The following is an 18,156-nucleotide window of genomic DNA, read 5'->3' on the forward strand; positions in this document are numbered from 1 at the left end:
TAAAAGGGCTGCCTGCGCCGGAACAGCGAAAATCAGTTCCAGCTTTGCAGCAGGGCGCGTGCTTCGGCGTTGCCCCTGGCTTCTTCAGCTTTGGCGTATTCCTTGAGCCTGTCCAGGGCAGCCTGAGGCAGCGCCTTGTCGTGCCCTTTGTGCAGGGCTTCATCGTACCAGCGTCTGGCCTGGGTCATGTCCACAGGAATACTGCCCCGGGGCAGGGAAGCTGTAGGATCATAATACTCTCCCACCAGCAGCATTGCTTCGGCATTGCCTTTCTGGGCAGCGTCTTCAAGCAGCAAAAAAGCGGCATCGCACTCTTCGGGGCTTGCATCGGCCTTTCGCATGGGTTTGGCCATGGCCAGACTCACATCGGGCAGGGCTTCTCCACGCAACTGTTCACGGGCAGTTGCCAGAGGTGATTTGGGCGCAGCACCATTTTCTGCACTCTGCGCGCCGGAAGCGGAGTTTGAGGCAGACTGACCGGGAGGTTGCGGCAGCGGGGGACCTTCCGGCTCACGCAGTACAAACCACCACACGGCAAGTCCGGCGCAAAGCAGTAGTGCCAGCACGCCCATAGCGATAGCTGTTTTTCCCCGCCCACTATGGCCGGCCCCTGTTTCGTGCGCCATTTGCAAGGGCTGTTCCGCCAGAGGAGCTTCCGGTTCCGGCTCCGGTTCAGGAGCGAGTTCCGGCGGAGTAACCGATATGGGATCGGGATCAGGATCAGAAACCGCAGCCGGGGCTTCCGGTGCGCTGAACCCGCCCATGCCCTGGCCGCCGCTGATACTGGAATATATGAGTCTGCCCACGGCCATAGCGCAAGCCCCCTGCCCGGGCAGACTGATGCGGTAGGCGTCAAGGCTGTCCAGTTCGTCTATGACTTCAGGCCCTACGTGCAGGCGCAGCTTGCTGTCGTCTGTATTCCACGACTGCGGGCTTATGGCTGTTTCACTTTCCTGCCAGCCGCCGGACGAAAGGCATTTGCCGTCCGAGGCTCTTTGCAGGGTAAAAGAAGGGGAAAGGATGTCGCCAGCCCCCTCGATTTCAATAATGCCGTATCCGGGACCGCGCTCCGGGTCCGCTGCAATGCTGGCTCGCATAGATTATCCCTTGAAAACCTGCAAGATGTCGCGCAGGCGGTTGTTTTGTTCCGGATCCAGAGTCTGCTGGCCGTCAAAGTCCACATTGGCCGTGATGCTGTAGGCCAGGGCTCGCAACCAGTCAGTATACCAGAGGCGGTCATAGGGCGCTTCCTGCTCGCCTATACGCGGTTCGCCCATGATGGGCTGTGGCGGATCAAACAGGCTGACGCTCTTGCCGCCAAAAAGGATGGTGCGCTGGCTCTGATCCTTGAAGCGCGGGTCAAAGCCCAGCCAGTCAACAAAGGCGTTGATGGCGTCTGCGGCCAGACTTACCTGTTTCCAGACCAGGCGTTCGCGAGCGATATTGCTGTACGATGTACCCCGACGCAACTGCTCTTCAAGGTTTTCGCGCAGGCGGCAGCGTGCGGCCGCCAGGATGATCTCATGACACAGCTGATCAAGCTCCAGTGCCGGGAGGCCAAGCTGGCTGCGTGCCTCGGCGGAAGCGGACAGGTCACGCAGGCGGCCTATCCAGTGTTCCATAACAAGCGAAGTGAAGACTCCGGCCATATCCCTGGCCTGCTCCTGCTCGCTTGGCTTGGCTGCTGCAGGCGTGCTTTCGGTGTTGTCGCCGAAAATATCTCCAAGAATATCGTCAGCCGAAACACGGGTTCCCACTACCTGAACGCTTGCCTGCGGCTGCCCCTGTTCGGGCATCTGGCGGGCGTTGAGGCATAGTTCATACAGGTCGTAATCGCGAACCTGCAGGCGGCGTAAAAAATCACCAAAAAGCTGTTTTTCTGCAACCTTGGCCAGCAAGGTGACCAGGGTGCGTGAAAGCTGCTCTTTTTGGCGGCGCAGTTCTTCACGGTCGTCTGTACGGTAAAACGGGGCAAGGCGTGCCAGAAGCTGCTCTTTTTTCTCATCAAGGCTTACACTGATCTGCTGCCGTTTAAGTTCGGGATTGCACAGGGGGCGCAGGCTGTCGCGCAGAAGGCTTACGCCGCCGTCGTTGAGGGTCATGGCCGCCTGCCAGACCTTTTCCGCCCCGGCCACATGGCGCTGCACCAGAGGCGACTGCAGAAAAGCCTGGCGCACCTCTTCTACAAAGGCGGTCTGGTCCTGGCGGATTCCTGTTTCGCGCCCGCCTGTATAGTCAAATATGGCTTCGCAGGTGAAATTGGGATTACGCAGAAGAAAAACATTGCTGAACTGATGGATACCGTCCCAGTTTTCCGGCCAGTCATGCACTTGACCGAAGAATTTTACCAACGATGATTCCAGTCGGGTCGTCCAGCGGGTTTCTACTGAGGGCGAACCTTTCTTTTTTTCAAACTCCATGTCCATCTTGGTAAGCACGAAAAAAAGGGCCGGATCCTTGCCCGCACGGCTTGAGGGTTTTTCGCCGTGAGTGGAGCATATCCACTCGTAGACGGCGTGCGGCAGGTCGTGCACCTCCTGCGGGCCGGGTGCGATGCACAGGAGCATGCTGGTCAGCTCTTTTTCTTCACGGTAGCGCTCAAAAAGGTATGCCACCTTACCGCGCAGAAAAAGCTCCTTGAGCATGTCTTCCTTGCTGGCAAGAGCTTCGCGAAGATTGGTGAATTTGTAACGCGAACGATAACCGGGAAAGTCCAGCAAGTCGGTATGGTCAAAAAAATCATCGGGTTTTTCACGCATGAAGATGGTGATCTCGGCCGTAAGCGCCGTGACCACAGCCCTGGGCAGGCTGACCGTGCGGCCGTTGGGCGCAAGAATGGGCAGCATGTCATCCGTACTTTGCCTGAGGCCGCGCAACCGCTCCACATCAATGATGCTCCGCTCACGCGGTATAAGGGCCGCAAGAGGGCAGTTGACCTCGGCAGGATTGCCCAGACTGTGCAGCGCATCGCATAATTGCAGATAAACGGACTGAAACTCTTCCACTTCATCCCAGATGAGGCCAAAGAGACGGGCGCGGCCCGCTGTGTCCAACCGAGGGGCCAGGGCGGCTGCCCGGGTCCAGTAGCCGTTCTGGAGCATCTGCACCCGCGGGCGCGAACTGAAATTCTTGTTTACATAGTCACGCAGATCTTCCACATCATCAGCGCTCAGCCCGTCCGCAACAGGAGCCGCGGGTGCGGCGGCCTCAATGGCGTCCAGAGCCTTGACAAGCGCCTCGGCTGCGGGAGCATCCTGATGGTCGCAGTCTGCATAGTAGGTGTTGGCCAGTACGCGGGCCACGTCGGTTTCAGAAAGCAGGCGCAGGCGGATGGGAAATTCCGGCGAAAGCCCTTCAGGCTGGCTTGTGGTGAAGCGCGTGACAAGCCCGGTGGATTCTTTACCGCCTTCGGGGTTGATTTTTTTCAGAAAATCATGACTTTCACCGCAAAAGTCGGCCAGCAGCGTTCCATTGGCGTCACTGGCGAGCGCTGAGATAAGGTATGACTTGCCGGACTGGCTTGGCCCGAACACGCCCACGCACATTTTGCGTTCTGCCGCTTGCCCGCACTTGCCGAAAAAGCGGATTGCGTGGCGCATATCCCTGAGAAGGGCGTTTTTTTCGCCACCCACAAGTCCGGCATTGTCCTGAAGCCATGTTCCGGCCTGTCCGGCTGTATCCGCCAGTTGGCGGCACTGCCGCGCAAGGTCCATATCCTGCTGCATAACCATAACTAGTTGCCTCGCTTAGCCGGCATCGGTCACAATGCCGGTGTCCAGCCAGTAGCCTTCGTCCAGCTTCAGTGTTTGCAGGCGTATTTCAAGATCGCGCCTGTCTACGCCACGTCCCTGGCTGTCCACAATGGAAATAATGCTGAATTCGCCTTCGCTGCGGTCTTTTTCGTCATCGGTGCGTGGGGCATCGTCCCACACATCTTCTACAGTCAGGCGCACTTCCACTTCATAGGGCAGGCGGCCGGAAGCTCTGGCGCGCGCGTCTTCGTTGGCAAAGGTAAGCAGATGGTAGCGCGTTGTGGGCCAACGCTCCGCGTCCAGTTGCCGGTAGCCGATGGAAAGCGGCCCGCTGAAGGCCACACGGCGTATCTGTTCGGTGCCTTCATTGCTGTCCACATTCACAGTAAACCAGACCTTGGGCTTTTTGAGCTGGCTGTTGATGTCCATCTCACCGATGTAACGGGCTGTGGAGGTGAGCCGCAGCGCGCCGGAGTCAAAAGAAAAGCCTTCAAGGTGTCCATCGGCCAGCGCACAGAGGATCGCTCCTACGACCACCGTGGTTTTGGGGTCTGTGATGCGGCCCTGCGCATCTGCAAAGGGATACCAGGATCCGGCGTGATAGCTGCGCATGGGGATGATCCTGTCCGGCGGCACAGGCAGTTTGGCAAGAACCGAGGCCACCACACCGTTCCAGGAGCTGGGCCGTCCCGTGAGCAGCAGTACATCGCAGTCGTACATATGCACCATTTCGCACAGGGCAGACAGGGTCGGGCCAAGGGTGGCGCGTATGGTCACGTCCACAGCGGCGGGGCTGATCACAATGGGAACATCCAGAATGTTGAAGTTCTGGATGAAGGGTGCCCCCCGGCGCACCATGCCCTCTACTGCCCGTAAAATGGCGGCCTGCGGGCGTGGTGCAAGGGCGGCAGGTTCGTAAATTACGCCTTCGCCTTCGGTTTGCGCTGCGGGCAGGGCCGCACTCGGCTCATGCAGCAGATCAGGCTCAAAGAAATCCCGCAGGGCGCAGGTATAGCTGGCATGCCGTATGTCCGGGTTTTCGCAGGCCGCCAGAAGCCCCAGTGCAACGGGAACGGCAATTTGCCGTACAAGGCGCACACGGGTGTTGCGGTCTTCCTGCGACATGCCGATGGAATCACGCCCGAAGAGTTGGCCCAGAAGGGCACGTGGCTCTGCAAGGCCCTGTTGCACCAGCGCCTGCCCTATGGCCGGAATGACATGATTGGCCACAACCTCGCGCAGAACTTCGTCTCCGGCGATATTGAAGCCGTCCCTGAACTCCGTGTGCGGCACGATGCGGGCGGTATCGCCTTCGCCGCTGGCAAGCTCATAGGTTGTTATGGACAGGTCTGTGGTGCCGCCGCCAATGTCAATGGAGCCCATGCGTATGCAGGGTCTGCCCTGGCAGGATGGGCGCGGTCTGCCCAAAAGGCGGAAAAGGTGGTGCGCGTCGCCATGCTGCTTTACGGCCAGTTCGTTGTACAGCAAGACAAGCTGCGAGCAGCTGGCTTCGTCCCAATCGCAACGAACCTGCGGGCTTTGGCGGTAGTCGCCGCCCTGGCCTCGCGCAAGCATTTTGGGCGCATACCACTGTTCCCATCCCAGCGCGTTCCATACAACCCGCACGGCCCACACGACCCATCGGCGAAAAATACGTTTTTCAGCCACAGGCATGGCTGTGGGGACGGTAAAGATGAGCCTGCGCAGACGGCGGGGCAGGTTGGGCAGCTCCCTGCGGGCGCGGGTGGCCGGAGAGTTTATGGTGACAAGGGCCTGCGTGAGAATTTCGCCCAGCATGAAGAGCATGAGCGACGAACGCGTGAACAGAGATTCAAAAATGGGTTCGGCCTGCTGCTTTTGCAGGGCCGGGTTTTTTTTGAACAAGGGGTCGTCAAAGCAGGCCAGGGGGGTCCCCAGCGGATTGAGCTGGCGGGGGAATAGACCGCGGCTCACCATTGGTTCGGCCTTGCCGCCCGTATTGTAGCGCCAACTTTGCTGCCAGGGGCGTTCGTCCCACAGGTAGCGCTTGGGGCTGGACATGCCGGTTGTGCCTTCGGCGCACACAGCCTGGGTGGCAAGGCGCGCGGCTTCGGGACCGATGCGCACTGCCGAAGGCCAGGCAAAGGCGGGCGACTGCCTGCCCGAACGACGTGAAAGGGCATCGTTGCCAAAGGCCGCATCCACAAATTCCACACGGGTTTCAAAGGGGTCGGAGTAGATGTTCTCCGGCTGGCTCAGGTCCCGTAATTCCAGAAGATAGCTGTCGTTAAGGTTTGTAACGCGCTGAGGCAGGGTTTCAACCAGAATGCCTGTGGTACGCGAATTGCCGATATCCAGCACAAGGTCCACGTCCACAGGGGTATCGCGGTCGGGATTGATGACCTGCGCAGCCAAGTCATTGAGGGCCATGCGTACGATGTCGAGCCAGGTGAGGTAACAGGCCAGATGCTCAAGCACGTAGGGGGTATCGTCTTTCCACGAACCGCGCCTCCGGTGCTGGGCCTGACGCCAGCTGTCAAAAATGCCGTTCAGCCATTCGTCAACCCACGCCGCATTGAGAAACCACGAGTTGTCACGGACCAGGTGCGCCAGCATGAAATGCCCGTGGGCCGCCACATCCTGCGGAGACAGGGCGTGGTAGGCGTCGCCTTCGGCCGGGCGTTGCTCCACATTGGTATCGAATGCCAGCACAATGCGTAACTGGCCCGGGTGGCGGTCGGAATGCATGACGCGCGCCCGCGCCCAGTTGGAGGGGCCGCATTCAAAACGCTTGCCGCCATCAGGCCATGCCTGATCGAGCGTGCGCAGAAAGGGGATGGGCAGCCAGTGCCCTTCCCATATCTCCACGGCACGTCGGGCTTCAACACTATAGTCTTCATCGCAGGGCTGACCTGTCAACTGGTCGATGAAGCCGCTTTCCGCTTCTGCCAGGCAGCGTAAATAGTGGGTATACCGCCCGTCCACATCGCCCTGATTCTTTTTTTCTTCCCTGAAATAGCGGCGCACTCTGCGTATGGATTCCTCCTGCAGGGCAAAATCCAGAAACTGTGGGCAACCACCGGGAATGATGCTCACAGGGGAAAGATAACGGGGTATGACGTTCATGCTTATTTCCTTCTGAAGCGGGCGTCCCATTTATTATTGCCCGCGCCCAGTTCTCTGCCCTTGCACTGGGTTGTGTTTTCACTGCCGGTGCATTCCACCTTTTGGGGAACATATGTGCCGCCACGGGGGCATCTGGCCTGGTCGGATTCAAAATTCAGCCTGTTGCCCTGAAAACGGGCATTTGCGGACCCGCTGCAGACCTGCCCGTTGCGCTCGCGCACAAAGCGGCGGCCCTTGCCTTTTTTATCAAAGCAGTACTCCGCCACAATAGGCTCGTTGGACGGGTGCGAATACAGGCCGGTTTCGCTGGTCCAGCAGCCTTCAAGAAAACTCAGATCGTTCTTTTTGGCGGCATCCTGCGGGATGGTCAGGTCCTCGTTTTTTTTCTTGGGTTTTTCCGGTTGCCTGGGAGGCTCCACAGGTTTGGGCTGTTCCTTGGGTTTTTCCGGTTTGGGCTGCGGCACAGGCTTGGGTGCCGGTGGGGTCTCACCCAGGAATGGCTCTACTATTTCAGGTTCCGGCAGGGGGGCCACCGGCTCTTCCTTTTCTTCCTGGACGGGAGCAGGTTTTACGGGTTTGCACAGCGCTGCCCGCTCCAAAAGCTGGCTCCACAAGAGCGCCAGTTCGTCATCCAGAGCCGCAGCTCGCTGTTCTTCGGCCACAAGATTTTTGCGGTCCACAGGCAGGCAGCCCGCAGGCAGGGGGGAGGGGAAAAGACCCAGTGCCGCACCGAGAAGCCAGAGTAAAAGCAAAAGCAGAAGCAGGGGCAAGAGCCAGGGCAGGCAGCCCGCTCCGGCTGCCGGGGCGGGAACAGGTGGCACTGGCGGCGGGGGCAGTGCAGCGCCCAGTCGGGTCAGGTCCTGAGGCAAGGCTCCTGCACTGCCTGGGGCAAAGCCCCAGTTGACAAGTACAGGCTGCCCGTTCACAGACCAGATATCACCATCCGATGGGTGTTGCAGGGCAAGACGCAGCAACTGGCCCGAGAGCGCTTGGCGGGCCTGTGCATCAGAAGTAAGCGTACCTGAGAGAGCGGCGATATCATTGGCCAGAGAGGTCGCCCTGGCGCGCAGGGTATTGGCATCTTCTTCCGGAAGATCTTTAAGGGCAATCGCGGGGCCTTGCCCTTCAGCATACCAGTCCACGCTGCTGCCTTCGGCATCATGTTGCGGCTCAGCCAGCAGGGCGGCATGTTCCGGACCCAGCTTTTGCAGCAGTATGGCTTTGAGTTGGGCGTGGCAATCTGTGGCGAGTATGCCCTGACTGGCAAGCGCCCGCATGGGGCCACGCATGCTTACAGCTATACGTATGCTCATGGCTTGCCTCCCTGCTCGTTTCCGGCGGCCTGGGCGGCGCCTTTTTGTGCCGTCTGTTCCGGCACGGAGGATTTCTCCTGACCTGATGCCGTGGGCGCAGCAAGAGTAAAGGGAACTCCCGCAGCACGCAGAAAATCCGCAAGGCTGGCGCTTACAATAGCCAGGCTGGACTGCCTGTAAGATCCGTCGTCCAGCTTGATGAACGTATTGATGCCGACCACTTCGCCCTTGTCGTTGACCAGCGGTCCGCCGCTGTTGCCCTGTGACACGGTAGCCGTATGCACAATGAGGGGCGGGTTGCGTTCAAGTATGACGCTGACCACACCTTCGGTATAAACCACCTCGGGCGCTGCCGCGTCATTACCCTTGAGCAGGGCCAGAAATTTGGGGTCATCGTTGGTCACGGCCCCGGGAAAGCCCCATGCGCTGACTTTTTCCGTGCGCCAGACTTCAGTGGTTAGCGGGAGTGGCGTGATGCCCGGGCCATTTTCGACGGCAAGCACCGCAAAGTCACGTCCCGCGCTTTGCGTTGCCTGCAGAACACGGGCAGCAAGGGGCGCGCCTGTGGCTTTGCTGACAATGACGGCCTTGCCCGCAGGGCCAACCACGTGCGCGTTGGTTACCACATGTCCCGAAGTTACAAAAAAGCCCGATCCCATAGAAAGCCCCTCGGGCTGCATGGCCAGAACAAGTACCGTGGCCTGTTCCATAAGGGCGGCAAAGTCTTGGGGCGGCGACACCGGACGAGTGCTCCGCGACTGTGCTGGTGCAGCGTTGGGGGGGGCGGCTACGCCTCCGGCTCCTGTGGCGGAATCGGGCAGAGGCGGCCAGGCCACACCGGCGGGGGGGGGCAAAAGAGGAAGGCGGCGCTGCACCTCACACGGCTCTTCCTTGAGAAGCAGGCGCAGCTTTTCAATAAAATCCTGTCGGGCCTGGTTTTGCAGTTGCCGTTCGGCAAGTTGCGCTGCCGCCTCTGCCTTGCGGCTTTCAGCTTCCTGCCACTGCTTCCCAAAAAGCCATGCGGCGAGAAGCAGCAGAGCCAGAAAGAGCAGCAGTCCCCAGAAAAAGGGACGCCGGAACCAGGGCTGCGGGGGGGCCTCCGGAGCTTCCGATGGCGCGGACTGCCCCGGTGGGGCTGGATTGGGCGTTTGACTCATGGCAACTCCGCGGAAAAGACCGCAGGGAAATGTTTGCGCTGCCTCTGGAGCAAATCAAGAGGCAGCGCAAACATGAAATTATCCAAGCAGGTTATTTACAGTTTCTTCGTAACTGCTCATACGGGCATCAACATCGCTGCGTGTGCTTTCAAGCTCCTTGCGCGAAGACTTCCATTCCAACGCCTGAGGAGAAATGCTGGCCTGCCTGACGGCAGGCTTTTTCTTGGGCGTGGAAGCCGCAGGCGAAGCGGGCTGGCTTGCCGTGTAGTCCGAAGCCAGAACACGTTCGTATTCGCTGTTTCTCTGGGCCATGGCCGAAGAGGTGTCTTTAAGAATATAGGCTGTTTCTTCAAGACCGCTGCGGATTTCATTGTACCGGTCCTGCAGTTCGAGGCGGGTGATCTGTCCGGCCCGGTACTGGTCGACGGCCAGCTTGAACTGCTGGTCATAACACTTGGTGGCAAGCTTGGCCGCGGCTGTTGCCCGGTTCATGCTGGCTGCTTCTGCGCCCATCTGCCGGTTGTATTCCGCAAGATAGGCGGCGTCACGCTGTCTTTCCTGGGATTTGCCGTAAATATTTCCGCCCACCGCGCCTGCCGCGCCGCCAGCCACGGCACCCGCCAGAGCGCCTTCGACCTTTCCGGTCGCCAGGCCGCCAATAAGCGCCCCCAGCAGGGCTCCCCCCGCAGCGCCCGCAGCAGTGCTCTTGCCGGTGCTGTTTTCATCTTTTCGCAGTTGTGCCACAGGCTCATAGCACTGGGGATAGTAATTTACCTTGGTTCTTTGCTCGCCATAGCGGCTGGTACAACCCGAAAAAAGCAGGCCGCCCACAAGGATACAAACAAGAGGAAGGTATGCGCGCCGTTGCATGTCACGGCCTCCTGATAAAAGTTTAAGGGAAGTTGTCACTTCTCTAATGATACTGCAAAGTCGTACTATACGGCAAGTCCCGCTGCGGCAAAGCTGTGGGCAGGCCGTTCAGCCGCAGGCATACCACGCATCGGGAGCGTGGACATGCCCCTCCGGCTTGTTTCGGATGCTGGTGGGCAAAATACCCTTCGCGTGGTCTGCTGCGGCCTTGGCCGGTAGCTATCGTTAACGGCCAGTACGCAACATGACGCGACGCTTTGGCGTCATGGCTGTCTAGCGCCTTGAAGCTGCATAAGATTTTGAACCTTATTTGTGCTCTGGCCCTAGCCGGCAGGTCAGGTTGGCAGGGCGGCCTGATCCGGGACGCGGTATGCACACTGGACCGGGGCGGATTTGACAACATGCAGTCGGGGATGGTTAAACAGCCCGGCAGCGGCACCGCGCTACGCCACACGCCCGTTTTTACGTCAGGCGTGGTGCGTGTGTTTGCAGGCTCACCTTACAGCAATATTTTACCTCGTGAGATATCATGTCTTTTTTTGCTTCCCGCGATGCCAAAACTACCATCGCCTGTCCCAACTGTCCGGACAAATTGCACATCGTTCGCACGTGTCATGAAGTTTTTATGCGTTGCCCCGGGTGTGGGGCAGAATTTCCCCTGCAGGACTATATCAGGCAGGCTGATGACGCCATGGAAAATTTTTTGGAAAATGTTTACTGTAACCGTATTTGAAGTAGTTGAAGGGCGGTTTCAAGTATTTTCAAAAGACTTTTAAAGACATTTCATTCCAGAGCAGATTAACGTTGAAATGCTTCATATGTTAAAGTTACCATTCTGCCCAAAATTGTACTTTCGGCAGAATCAACGCTGTGTTGCGGCATACTGCACTCGCGGGCAGCGTTAGTGCATGTACACTTTTTCAAAGTTGAATGCGCTAAAATAACTCTGACGGCTGTACCAGCAGATATTCGCCACGAAGGCGCAAGGCTCTGCCACCGGCCCGAAGGGCTACGGGGGCAGGCTGCCCGGCCAGGTGCCCGGGCTGTTTGGTGCCGAAGCGAGCTTTGTAAAAACGTGGGGATGCATGCGGGCAAAGCTTCGACACGCTAGCTGCCGCACTGTACTGCGGGCAAGGGCAGAGCCTTTCCTGCAGCCATGCCGCTGGCCCAGGCCCAATGCAGATTGTAGCCGCCCAGAAGGCCCGTTACATCCAGCAGTTCGCCAGTGATGAACAGGCCCGGACAAAGACGGCTTTGCATGGTTTGCGCGTTTATTTCGCCGGTCTGCACACCGCCGCGGCAGGCTTCCGCCTTTTTGAGTCCTGCGGCCCCTACCGGCAAAAGGCTATGAGCGTGTACAGACTCCACTAGGCTGTTGCGTGTCGCGCGTGAAAGCTCCGCAATTTTTTTTCGCGCATTTTCCTGTGGCAGCAGCGCATCCGCAAGGCGTTGGGGCAAAAGACGCCCCAACAGGGTCCGTGGGGTCTGCTTTCCGGCTTCTGGCGCATCCAGCAGGGCTTTGAAGCCACTGTCGGGAAGAAAATTTACGCGAATCTGCATTCCGCTTTCCCAAAACAGCGAAGCCTTGAGCGCGGCCGGTCCGCTGAGGCCGCTGTGCGTGAATAGCAGGTGGTCCTGCCAGTGATGCGTTTCTGCAGAAATGCGAACAGGCAGGCTGATGCCAGACAGGCTGGTGAGAATGTGTCCCTGAGGCAGCAACAGGGGGGTCAGGGCCGGGCACGGCGGTACCAGGCTGTGCCCCAACTGCTGGGCAAGCCTGTAGCCGTGCCCGCTTCCCCCTGCCTGGGGCCAGGCGGGGCTGCCCATGGCCAGCACTACGGCAGGGGCGCGCCACACTCTGGCAGGAGTATGCACTACAAAAATACCGTCTGAAAAACTTAGCGTTTCCACAGGACTATCGAATTCGATACGACAGCCGCGCTGACGGCAGTCTGTCATAAGAGCCTGGACCAGTTTTTGTGCGGGTACAGTCAGAAAAAGCTGGCCGTGTTCTCTTTCTTCAAAAGGCAGACGCCACTGCCGGACCATGCGCTGTATGGCGGCCGGGGCGAAAGCCTGCAGGGCCGGGGCGCAAAAATCGCTGCCTTCGGGACCATCACAGCGGTAGTCCTGCGAAGTCACGCGGCGGTTGGTAAAGTTGGCTTTTCCGCCGCCGCTGATGGCAAGCTTGCGCGCCGGAACAGCACCGCGCTCAAGTACGGTTACACGCAAGCCCCTTCCTGCGGCTTCCCGTGCGCAGATAAGTCCGGAAGCTCCCGCGCCCAGAACAAGCACGTCCGCCTGGCTTTCATCCACATGTTTTTTTGTTCCGGCAAGGCCGTACGGAACGCGCGCAGGTGCAGGAACAGGGTTGCTGGACGTGGTCATGGCATCTAGCAGGTTTTTTGGAGAGGAGCTGTGTAAACTGGTTTTTTGCATACACTGAAGGTATACGAGGCCGGACGGTCTGCCAAGATGTTCAATTGATGTTCAGCAATAAAATACACCTGTTGAGAAAACCATGCCGATACTTGATTCACGCTATACCTGCCCCTGGTATGTAACAAATCCCCATGCCAACACCATGTGGCCTGTGCTTTTTCGTCCGTATCCCGACCTTCCGCCGGATACGCGGCGGCAGCGCATTGAAACGCCTGACGGGGATTTTCTGGATGTAGACATGCAGCCCGCCGTGAAAGCACGCGGCGGCAATTTCGGGCAAGGGCGCGGCATAGCCATAATATCCCACGGGCTTGAAGGCAACAGCCGCCGCAAGTATGTGCTTGGCATGGGTGCTGTCCTGCGGTCTTTGGGCCTTGATGTGCTTGCCTGGAACATGCGCTCCTGCTCGGGCGAGCCTGGCCGCACCTCGCGTCTATACCATATGGGGGAAACAGAAGACCTTTCCACGGTAGTGCGCTTTGCAGAAATGTTTGACCGGCCGCTGCTGCTGACAGGGTTCAGCATGGGGGGAAACCAGATATGCCGTTATCTCGGTCGGGGGCAGATATCGCCTCTGATAAAGGGGGCTGTTGCCGTGTCTGTGCCGTGCGATCTTTCTGCTGCTGCCCCTGTTATGGACGGCCCGGCCTGCCGCCTGTACATGTGGTATTTTTTGAGAACGTTGCGCAAAAAAGTGCAGTACAATGCCGGGCGTTTTCCCGGCTACCCTTCGGTTGAGGGCATTGAGGGCATCCGCACCTTTTCGGAATTTGACAGCCGCTTTACTGCGCCGGCCTTCGGCTTTTCGTCAGCCAGCGACTACTGGGAAAAAAATACAGTGCTACCTGACCTGCCCAACATCACTGTTCCCACATATCTGCTGCTTGCGGCGGACGATCCTTTCTGTGCTCCATCGTGCTACCCGTGGGATGCCGCGGAAGCCAGCCCACACCTGCATCTCGAAGTCGCGGCCCACGGCGGACATGTGGGCTTTGTGCAGCCCGGCGGTCTCTATTACAGTGAGCAGCGCGCCCGTGGCTTTGTCGGTATGCTGCTGGAGCAGGGAGCCTTTGACTGAACGGGCAGCGGGAGAGGTTGCCGGATACTGTCATGCCCGGCGGGCGGGATGCGGATTGCGTGCTTCGGAACATGTGTTCTGCCTGTTACGCTTCGGCTTGGCCTGGCTGGACTTTTTCCCGGCCGGTCCCGGCGAGTCATAAGGCGGCATGCATATGCACATGTGCAGAGCCAGATCTGTAGAGGCACAGCGAGCTTTATTTTTTGCCCGATGCGGCCAGCTTTTTCTTGGTCAGCGCCGTGGCCGTTGCTGTCAGAGGATCTTCGGGCCAGGGATGTCTGGGATAGCGTCCCCGCATTTCTCCGCGTACTGCGGGGTAGCCGTTACGCCAGAAATGCGCCAGGTCGCGCGTGACCTGCAGGGGGCGGCCGGCAGGAGAATTGAGCCGCAACAGCAGGGGAACGCGCCCTCCGGCGATGCACGGCGTGTCCACACAGCCGAACATTTCCTGCAATTTTACATCCAGCGCCGGACCGCCTTCTTCACCATATGTTATGGGGCGTTGTGCGCCGGAGGGCGCTTGCCAGTGCGTGGGGGCAAGCCTGTCCAGCAGACGACCGCCATTTCCCAAAAGAAGGCTGTGCAGGGCAGCAGAAAATGTTTCGGCTGACAGGGCGGCCAGCGATGTACAATTTGTCATAAATGGGCCGAGCCATGCTTCCAGGCTGCCCAGCAGGGCCGCGTCGCTTACAGCGGGCCAGGCATCCGGCTCCAGCTCATGCAGCAGGGCCACACGCGCCCGCCACTGGAGGCTTTGGACGTTCCAGGGCAGACAGGTGAGGCCGCGCTCGCGTACGTGAGCACACAGGGCAGCGACGATGTGTTCCGGTTCGGGCCGTGGCAGAGGAATGTCTTCCAGCACAATAGCCCCGAGTCTGCGTTGGCGGCGGGCAGTGACCTGCCCGGCCTCAGTGACACATGTGATATCCGTCTGAACTGCTTGTGAGGAGAAAAGCTCTTCCATATCCGTGCCGGACAGTGCAGCGGCAAGGCGAATACGGCCATGAGGCAGCGTGCCGTCTACCTGGGCCACTGCCAGAAATTCACTACGTGCGAGGGAGTCTGTTTGGAGCAGGCGCGCCGCTCTTCCACTGCGCATGAGATATGTGCGCATTGGTGCGCCAATATCCCCTTTTTGCCCTCCGGGCTGGAGCATGGCAACGTATTCAGGCCACGCCACGGCTGTCAGTAAGCCCAGAGCGCTGACATCGGCAAGAGCATCGGCGAACAGGCCCGATGCAGCGTTTTGCTTATGGTCCGGGATGGGACTGGGGTCGTGATCCGTTTTCATGATTTGCGCAAGAAGCCGGGTCAGGCGCAGACTTTGGCGTCGCACGCGCTGACGGGCATGCTCCCGGGCCGGAGCAGTTGCGCCCTGGTGCGGGGAACGGCACAACCAGTCAAGACGAAGCGCCAGATCGCTGTCTGTCTGGCGCCAGTCCCGTTGCCCGCGTTTTTCGGGGCGCTGGGCGTTGGCCAAAGGATCTCTTTCTTCAAGCAGCGCGGCCAGGCAGCAGGCCAGTGGGCCATGCCCGTGCTGCGCGCCCCACAGGAGCATGCGCGCAGATCTTGGTTCAAGCGGCAGAGCGGCCATGCGAAGCCCGAGATCTGTAGGTTTTCCGGCAGGGGTAAAGGCCCCCAGAAGCTCAAGGCATTGTCTGGCGACGGCAAGGTGCGGCAACGGCGGAGCATCAAGCCAGGGCATGGCTGAAGGGTCAGATGCACCCCATGCCGCCAATTGCAGCAAAAGCCCGGTGAGGTCTGCATCGAGTATCTCCGGGCGGATGTGGGGGCGCATGCCTTTTTCTTCTTCCTTGGCCCACAGGCGACAACAAATACCTGGTTCTGTCCGTCCGGCGCGGCCGGTACGCTGATCCGCCCCGGCCAGAGAAACACGCTCCGTCACCAGGCGGGAAAGGCCGCTGGCGGGGGCAAAGCGTGAAAGGCGCGCAAGCCCTGCATCCACGACCATTCGCACGCCTTCGATGGTCAGAGAGGTTTCGGCAATCGAAGTAGCAAGCACTACCTTGCGTTTGCCCGGCGGGGCCGGGGCAATGGCTGCATCCTGTTGCGCTGCGGACAGATTGCCGTGAAGCGAATGGAGCAGCACGTCCGGGGGTAGACGTTCCTCCAGAAAAGAGGCTGTCTGGCGGATTTCACCAGCGCCGGGCAAGAAAGCCAGCAGGCTGCCCGGCTCTTTTTGCAATAGTGTAAGAATGACGCTGGCCATATGCTGCCACAATGCAAAAGACCCGCCTGCTGATGAAATTTTTCCGCCTGTCTGAAGTGTGTGGGGCAGGTAGTGCAGATCCACCGGATGGCAGCGGCCGGGACTATGAATTGCAGGGCATTGCCCCATCAGGTCGGACACAGCCTGAACGTCCAGGGTGGCAGACATGACCACGAGGCGCAGGTCCGGCCTGAGAACCGCCCGGCTCTCCAGGCAAAGCGCCAGTCCCATATCGGCAGCAAGCGACCGCTCGTGAAATTCGTCAAAAATTACGCAAGCAGTGGCGGGCAGATCCGGCTGCTCTTGCAGCATGCGGGTGAGCACCCCCTCAGTGACGACTTCAATGCGTGTGTGCGGACCGGTGCGATTTTCGTCGCGCATGCGCAAGCCCACAGTGTGCCCCACATTTTCGCCCAACAGGGCGGCCATGTACCGGGCAAGGGCACGGGCCGCCACGCGGCGCGGTTCAAGCAGCAGTACGTTGCGCCCGCGGAGCCACGGGGCGGCGAGCAACCACAGGGGAACCCTGCTGCTTTTACCCGCACCAGGGCTGGCACTGAGTACAAGCCCGCAGTTTTGCTCAAGGGCAGCAAGCAGATGTTGCCTCTCCTGATCCAGCGGACAGGGGGGAAGAGGCGGCAGGGCAGGCATTGCAGAGTTTTTGTTCATTGATGCACAGGTTGGTTAAACGGAATGTCAAAACAGCTTTTTTACTGGTAATCCTGTTCGCGTCAGTGTATTGACACAAGAAAGGATTACTGGTGGAGAAAAATTCATGGCGTTGAATACAGACGGCATTATTGGCCAGAGCACAAGCCTGGCAGAGGTTTTTAAAGTTCTCGGCAAGGTTGCGCCTACCGACAGCACTGTGCTTGTAACCGGGGAATCCGGAACAGGCAAGGAATTGCTGGTGCGCGCCCTGCACTCCAACAGCAGCCGCGAAGATAAGCCCTTTGTTCCCATCAACTGCGGAGCCATACCTAAAGAATTGCTTGAAAGTGAACTTTTCGGACATGAAAAGGGAGCATTTACACACGCCATTCGTTCCCGTCCGGGGCGTTTTGAGCTGGCCGACGGCGGCACGATATTTCTTGACGAAATAGGCGAAATGGACCTGAGCCTTCAGGTCAAGATATTGCGGGTGCTCCAGGAAAAGGAGATCGAACGCGTTGGGGGAAGTGGCAGCAAAAAAGTGGACGTACGCATTGTGGCGGCCACCAACCGTGACCTTGAAGCTGAGGTGGCTGCCGGGCGCTTTCGCGAAGACCTTTATTATCGCCTCAATGTCATCCCGCTGCACCTGCCGCCCCTGCGTGAAAGAGGGGGTGATGTGCTCGTGCTGGCGCGGCACTTTCTGACCCATTTTTGCGGCAAGAAAAAGCGCCCGGTTCTTGTCCTTGACGATGATGCGCGCCGTGTGCTTTCTGCCTACACCTGGCCCGGCAATGTGCGCGAGCTTGAAAATTTCATGGAACGGTTGAGCATTCTTGTAGATGGGGATGTGGTACACCCGCAGGACCTGCCCGGCAAGATACTTGACCAGGTAGGAGATATTGCATCCCTGCCGGAAGTGGAAGATATTGCCGCAGGTGCTGATGAAGCAGGTGCTGTCGAAAATATTGTTGCCGCTGCGCCCTCTACGGGGATGGATGCGGTTGAAAATGAAAAAATGGCGGCAGCCTCCGCTGCCGCGCCGGACAATGGAGCGGGCCAGCAGGCGGGTACTTTTGTCTGGCCTGACTTGAGCGTGCTGGAAGCGCGTGGTCTGACTCTGAAAGATTTTCTTGATGCCATTGAAGGGCGCCTTATTGATGAAGCACTGGATAAAGCTCTGGGCGTCAAGAATCAGGCGGCAGAACTACTGGGCATCAAGCGTACGACTCTTATTGAGAAACTCAAAAAGCGCAATGCGTGATGGTATATATGTTGCATTACGCATAACGGTTCCTGACTTTCAACCCTCTTCGCGAAGCGCACGTGAACATGATTTTTTTTACCGGCACAGGCCGTATTCAACCTTCCGCCCATACCGGCGCAATCCTAAGCATCAGCCGTTTCTTCTCTCGGCAGAGTCGTATACCCGTCTTTTTTTTCCTGTTGCTGAGCATGGTTTTTTTTGCTCCGTCTTCTGCGCAGGCGCTCACCTGGAGCTGGTTTTCGCCGGGAACAGGGGTTGAGAAGCTGCGTTTGCACTTTGATGCTCCTGTGC

At 58.9% G+C, this 18,156-nt stretch carries 11 protein-coding genes; 3 read left to right on the forward strand and 8 right to left on the reverse strand.

Going from position 1 to position 18,156, the window contains the following annotated elements; translation table 11 throughout:
• Window positions 1-32 precede the first annotated feature (32 nt).
• The 6 genes from ACZ495_RS04210 to ACZ495_RS04235 form a co-directional block, all read right to left on the reverse strand.
• Window positions 33-1,097, reverse strand: coding sequence for an SEL1-like repeat protein (locus ACZ495_RS04210; RefSeq protein ID WP_464262673.1), 1,065 nt, complete (start codon window positions 1,095-1,097; stop codon window positions 33-35).
• Between the two features lie 3 nt (window positions 1,098-1,100).
• The gene (locus ACZ495_RS04215; RefSeq protein ID WP_464262674.1) at window positions 1,101-3,731 is read right to left on the reverse strand and encodes a putative virulence factor; all 2,631 of its coding nucleotides are present in this window, start codon (window positions 3,729-3,731) and stop codon (window positions 1,101-1,103) included.
• Between the two features lie 15 nt (window positions 3,732-3,746).
• On the reverse strand, window positions 3,747-6,857 hold the full coding sequence (locus tag ACZ495_RS04220; RefSeq protein WP_464262675.1) for a virulence factor SrfB: 3,111 nt from the start codon (window positions 6,855-6,857) through the stop codon (window positions 3,747-3,749).
• 2 nt (window positions 6,858-6,859) lie between these two features.
• Window positions 6,860-8,170, reverse strand: coding sequence for an SrfA family protein (locus ACZ495_RS04225; protein ID WP_012624938.1), 1,311 nt, complete (start codon window positions 8,168-8,170; stop codon window positions 6,860-6,862).
• Entirely contained in the window at window positions 8,167-9,327 is a 1,161-nt protein-coding gene (locus tag ACZ495_RS04230; protein WP_464262676.1) for a S1C family serine protease, read from the reverse strand. The genes ACZ495_RS04225 and ACZ495_RS04230 overlap by 4 nt, the downstream gene beginning before the upstream one ends.
• Before the next feature lie 78 nt (window positions 9,328-9,405).
• Window positions 9,406-10,197 carry a YMGG-like glycine zipper-containing protein gene (locus ACZ495_RS04235; protein WP_464262677.1) on the reverse strand — a complete coding sequence of 264 codons (792 nt, stop codon included), beginning with the start codon at window positions 10,195-10,197 and terminating at the stop codon, window positions 9,406-9,408.
• A 529-nt stretch (window positions 10,198-10,726) separates the two neighbouring features.
• On the opposite strand from ACZ495_RS04235, the gene ACZ495_RS04240 reads away from it, so the two are divergent.
• The gene (locus ACZ495_RS04240) at window positions 10,727-10,930 is read left to right on the forward strand and encodes a dual CXXC motif small (seleno)protein (protein WP_012624935.1); all 204 of its coding nucleotides are present in this window, start codon (window positions 10,727-10,729) and stop codon (window positions 10,928-10,930) included.
• Window positions 10,931-11,304: 374 nt separating this feature from the next.
• Here ACZ495_RS04240 and ACZ495_RS04245 read toward each other — a convergent pair whose 3' ends face one another.
• Window positions 11,305-12,585: a BaiN/RdsA family NAD(P)/FAD-dependent oxidoreductase gene (locus ACZ495_RS04245; RefSeq protein ID WP_394027431.1), complete on the reverse strand. Its 1,281-nt coding sequence runs from the start codon at window positions 12,583-12,585 to the stop codon at window positions 11,305-11,307.
• Between the two features lie 133 nt (window positions 12,586-12,718).
• Here ACZ495_RS04245 and ACZ495_RS04250 point away from each other — a divergent pair, with 133 nt between their 5' ends.
• Window positions 12,719-13,717, forward strand: a complete 999-nt coding sequence (locus ACZ495_RS04250; protein ID WP_464262678.1) for a YheT family hydrolase — start codon at window positions 12,719-12,721, stop codon at window positions 13,715-13,717.
• A 196-nt stretch (window positions 13,718-13,913) separates the two neighbouring features.
• Here ACZ495_RS04250 and hrpB read toward each other — a convergent pair whose 3' ends face one another.
• Window positions 13,914-16,616: an ATP-dependent helicase HrpB gene (hrpB, locus tag ACZ495_RS04255; RefSeq protein WP_464262679.1), complete on the reverse strand. Its 2,703-nt coding sequence runs from the start codon at window positions 16,614-16,616 to the stop codon at window positions 13,914-13,916.
• 106 nt (window positions 16,617-16,722) lie between these two features.
• Between hrpB and ACZ495_RS04260 the strand changes: the two genes are divergently transcribed.
• Entirely contained in the window at window positions 16,723-17,862 is a 1,140-nt protein-coding gene (locus tag ACZ495_RS04260; RefSeq protein ID WP_296985234.1) for a sigma-54 interaction domain-containing protein, read from the forward strand.
• Window positions 17,863-18,156: the final 294 nt, after the last annotated feature.

The sequence above is a fragment of the Desulfovibrio sp. GTC20076 genome, from assembly GCF_055385905.1.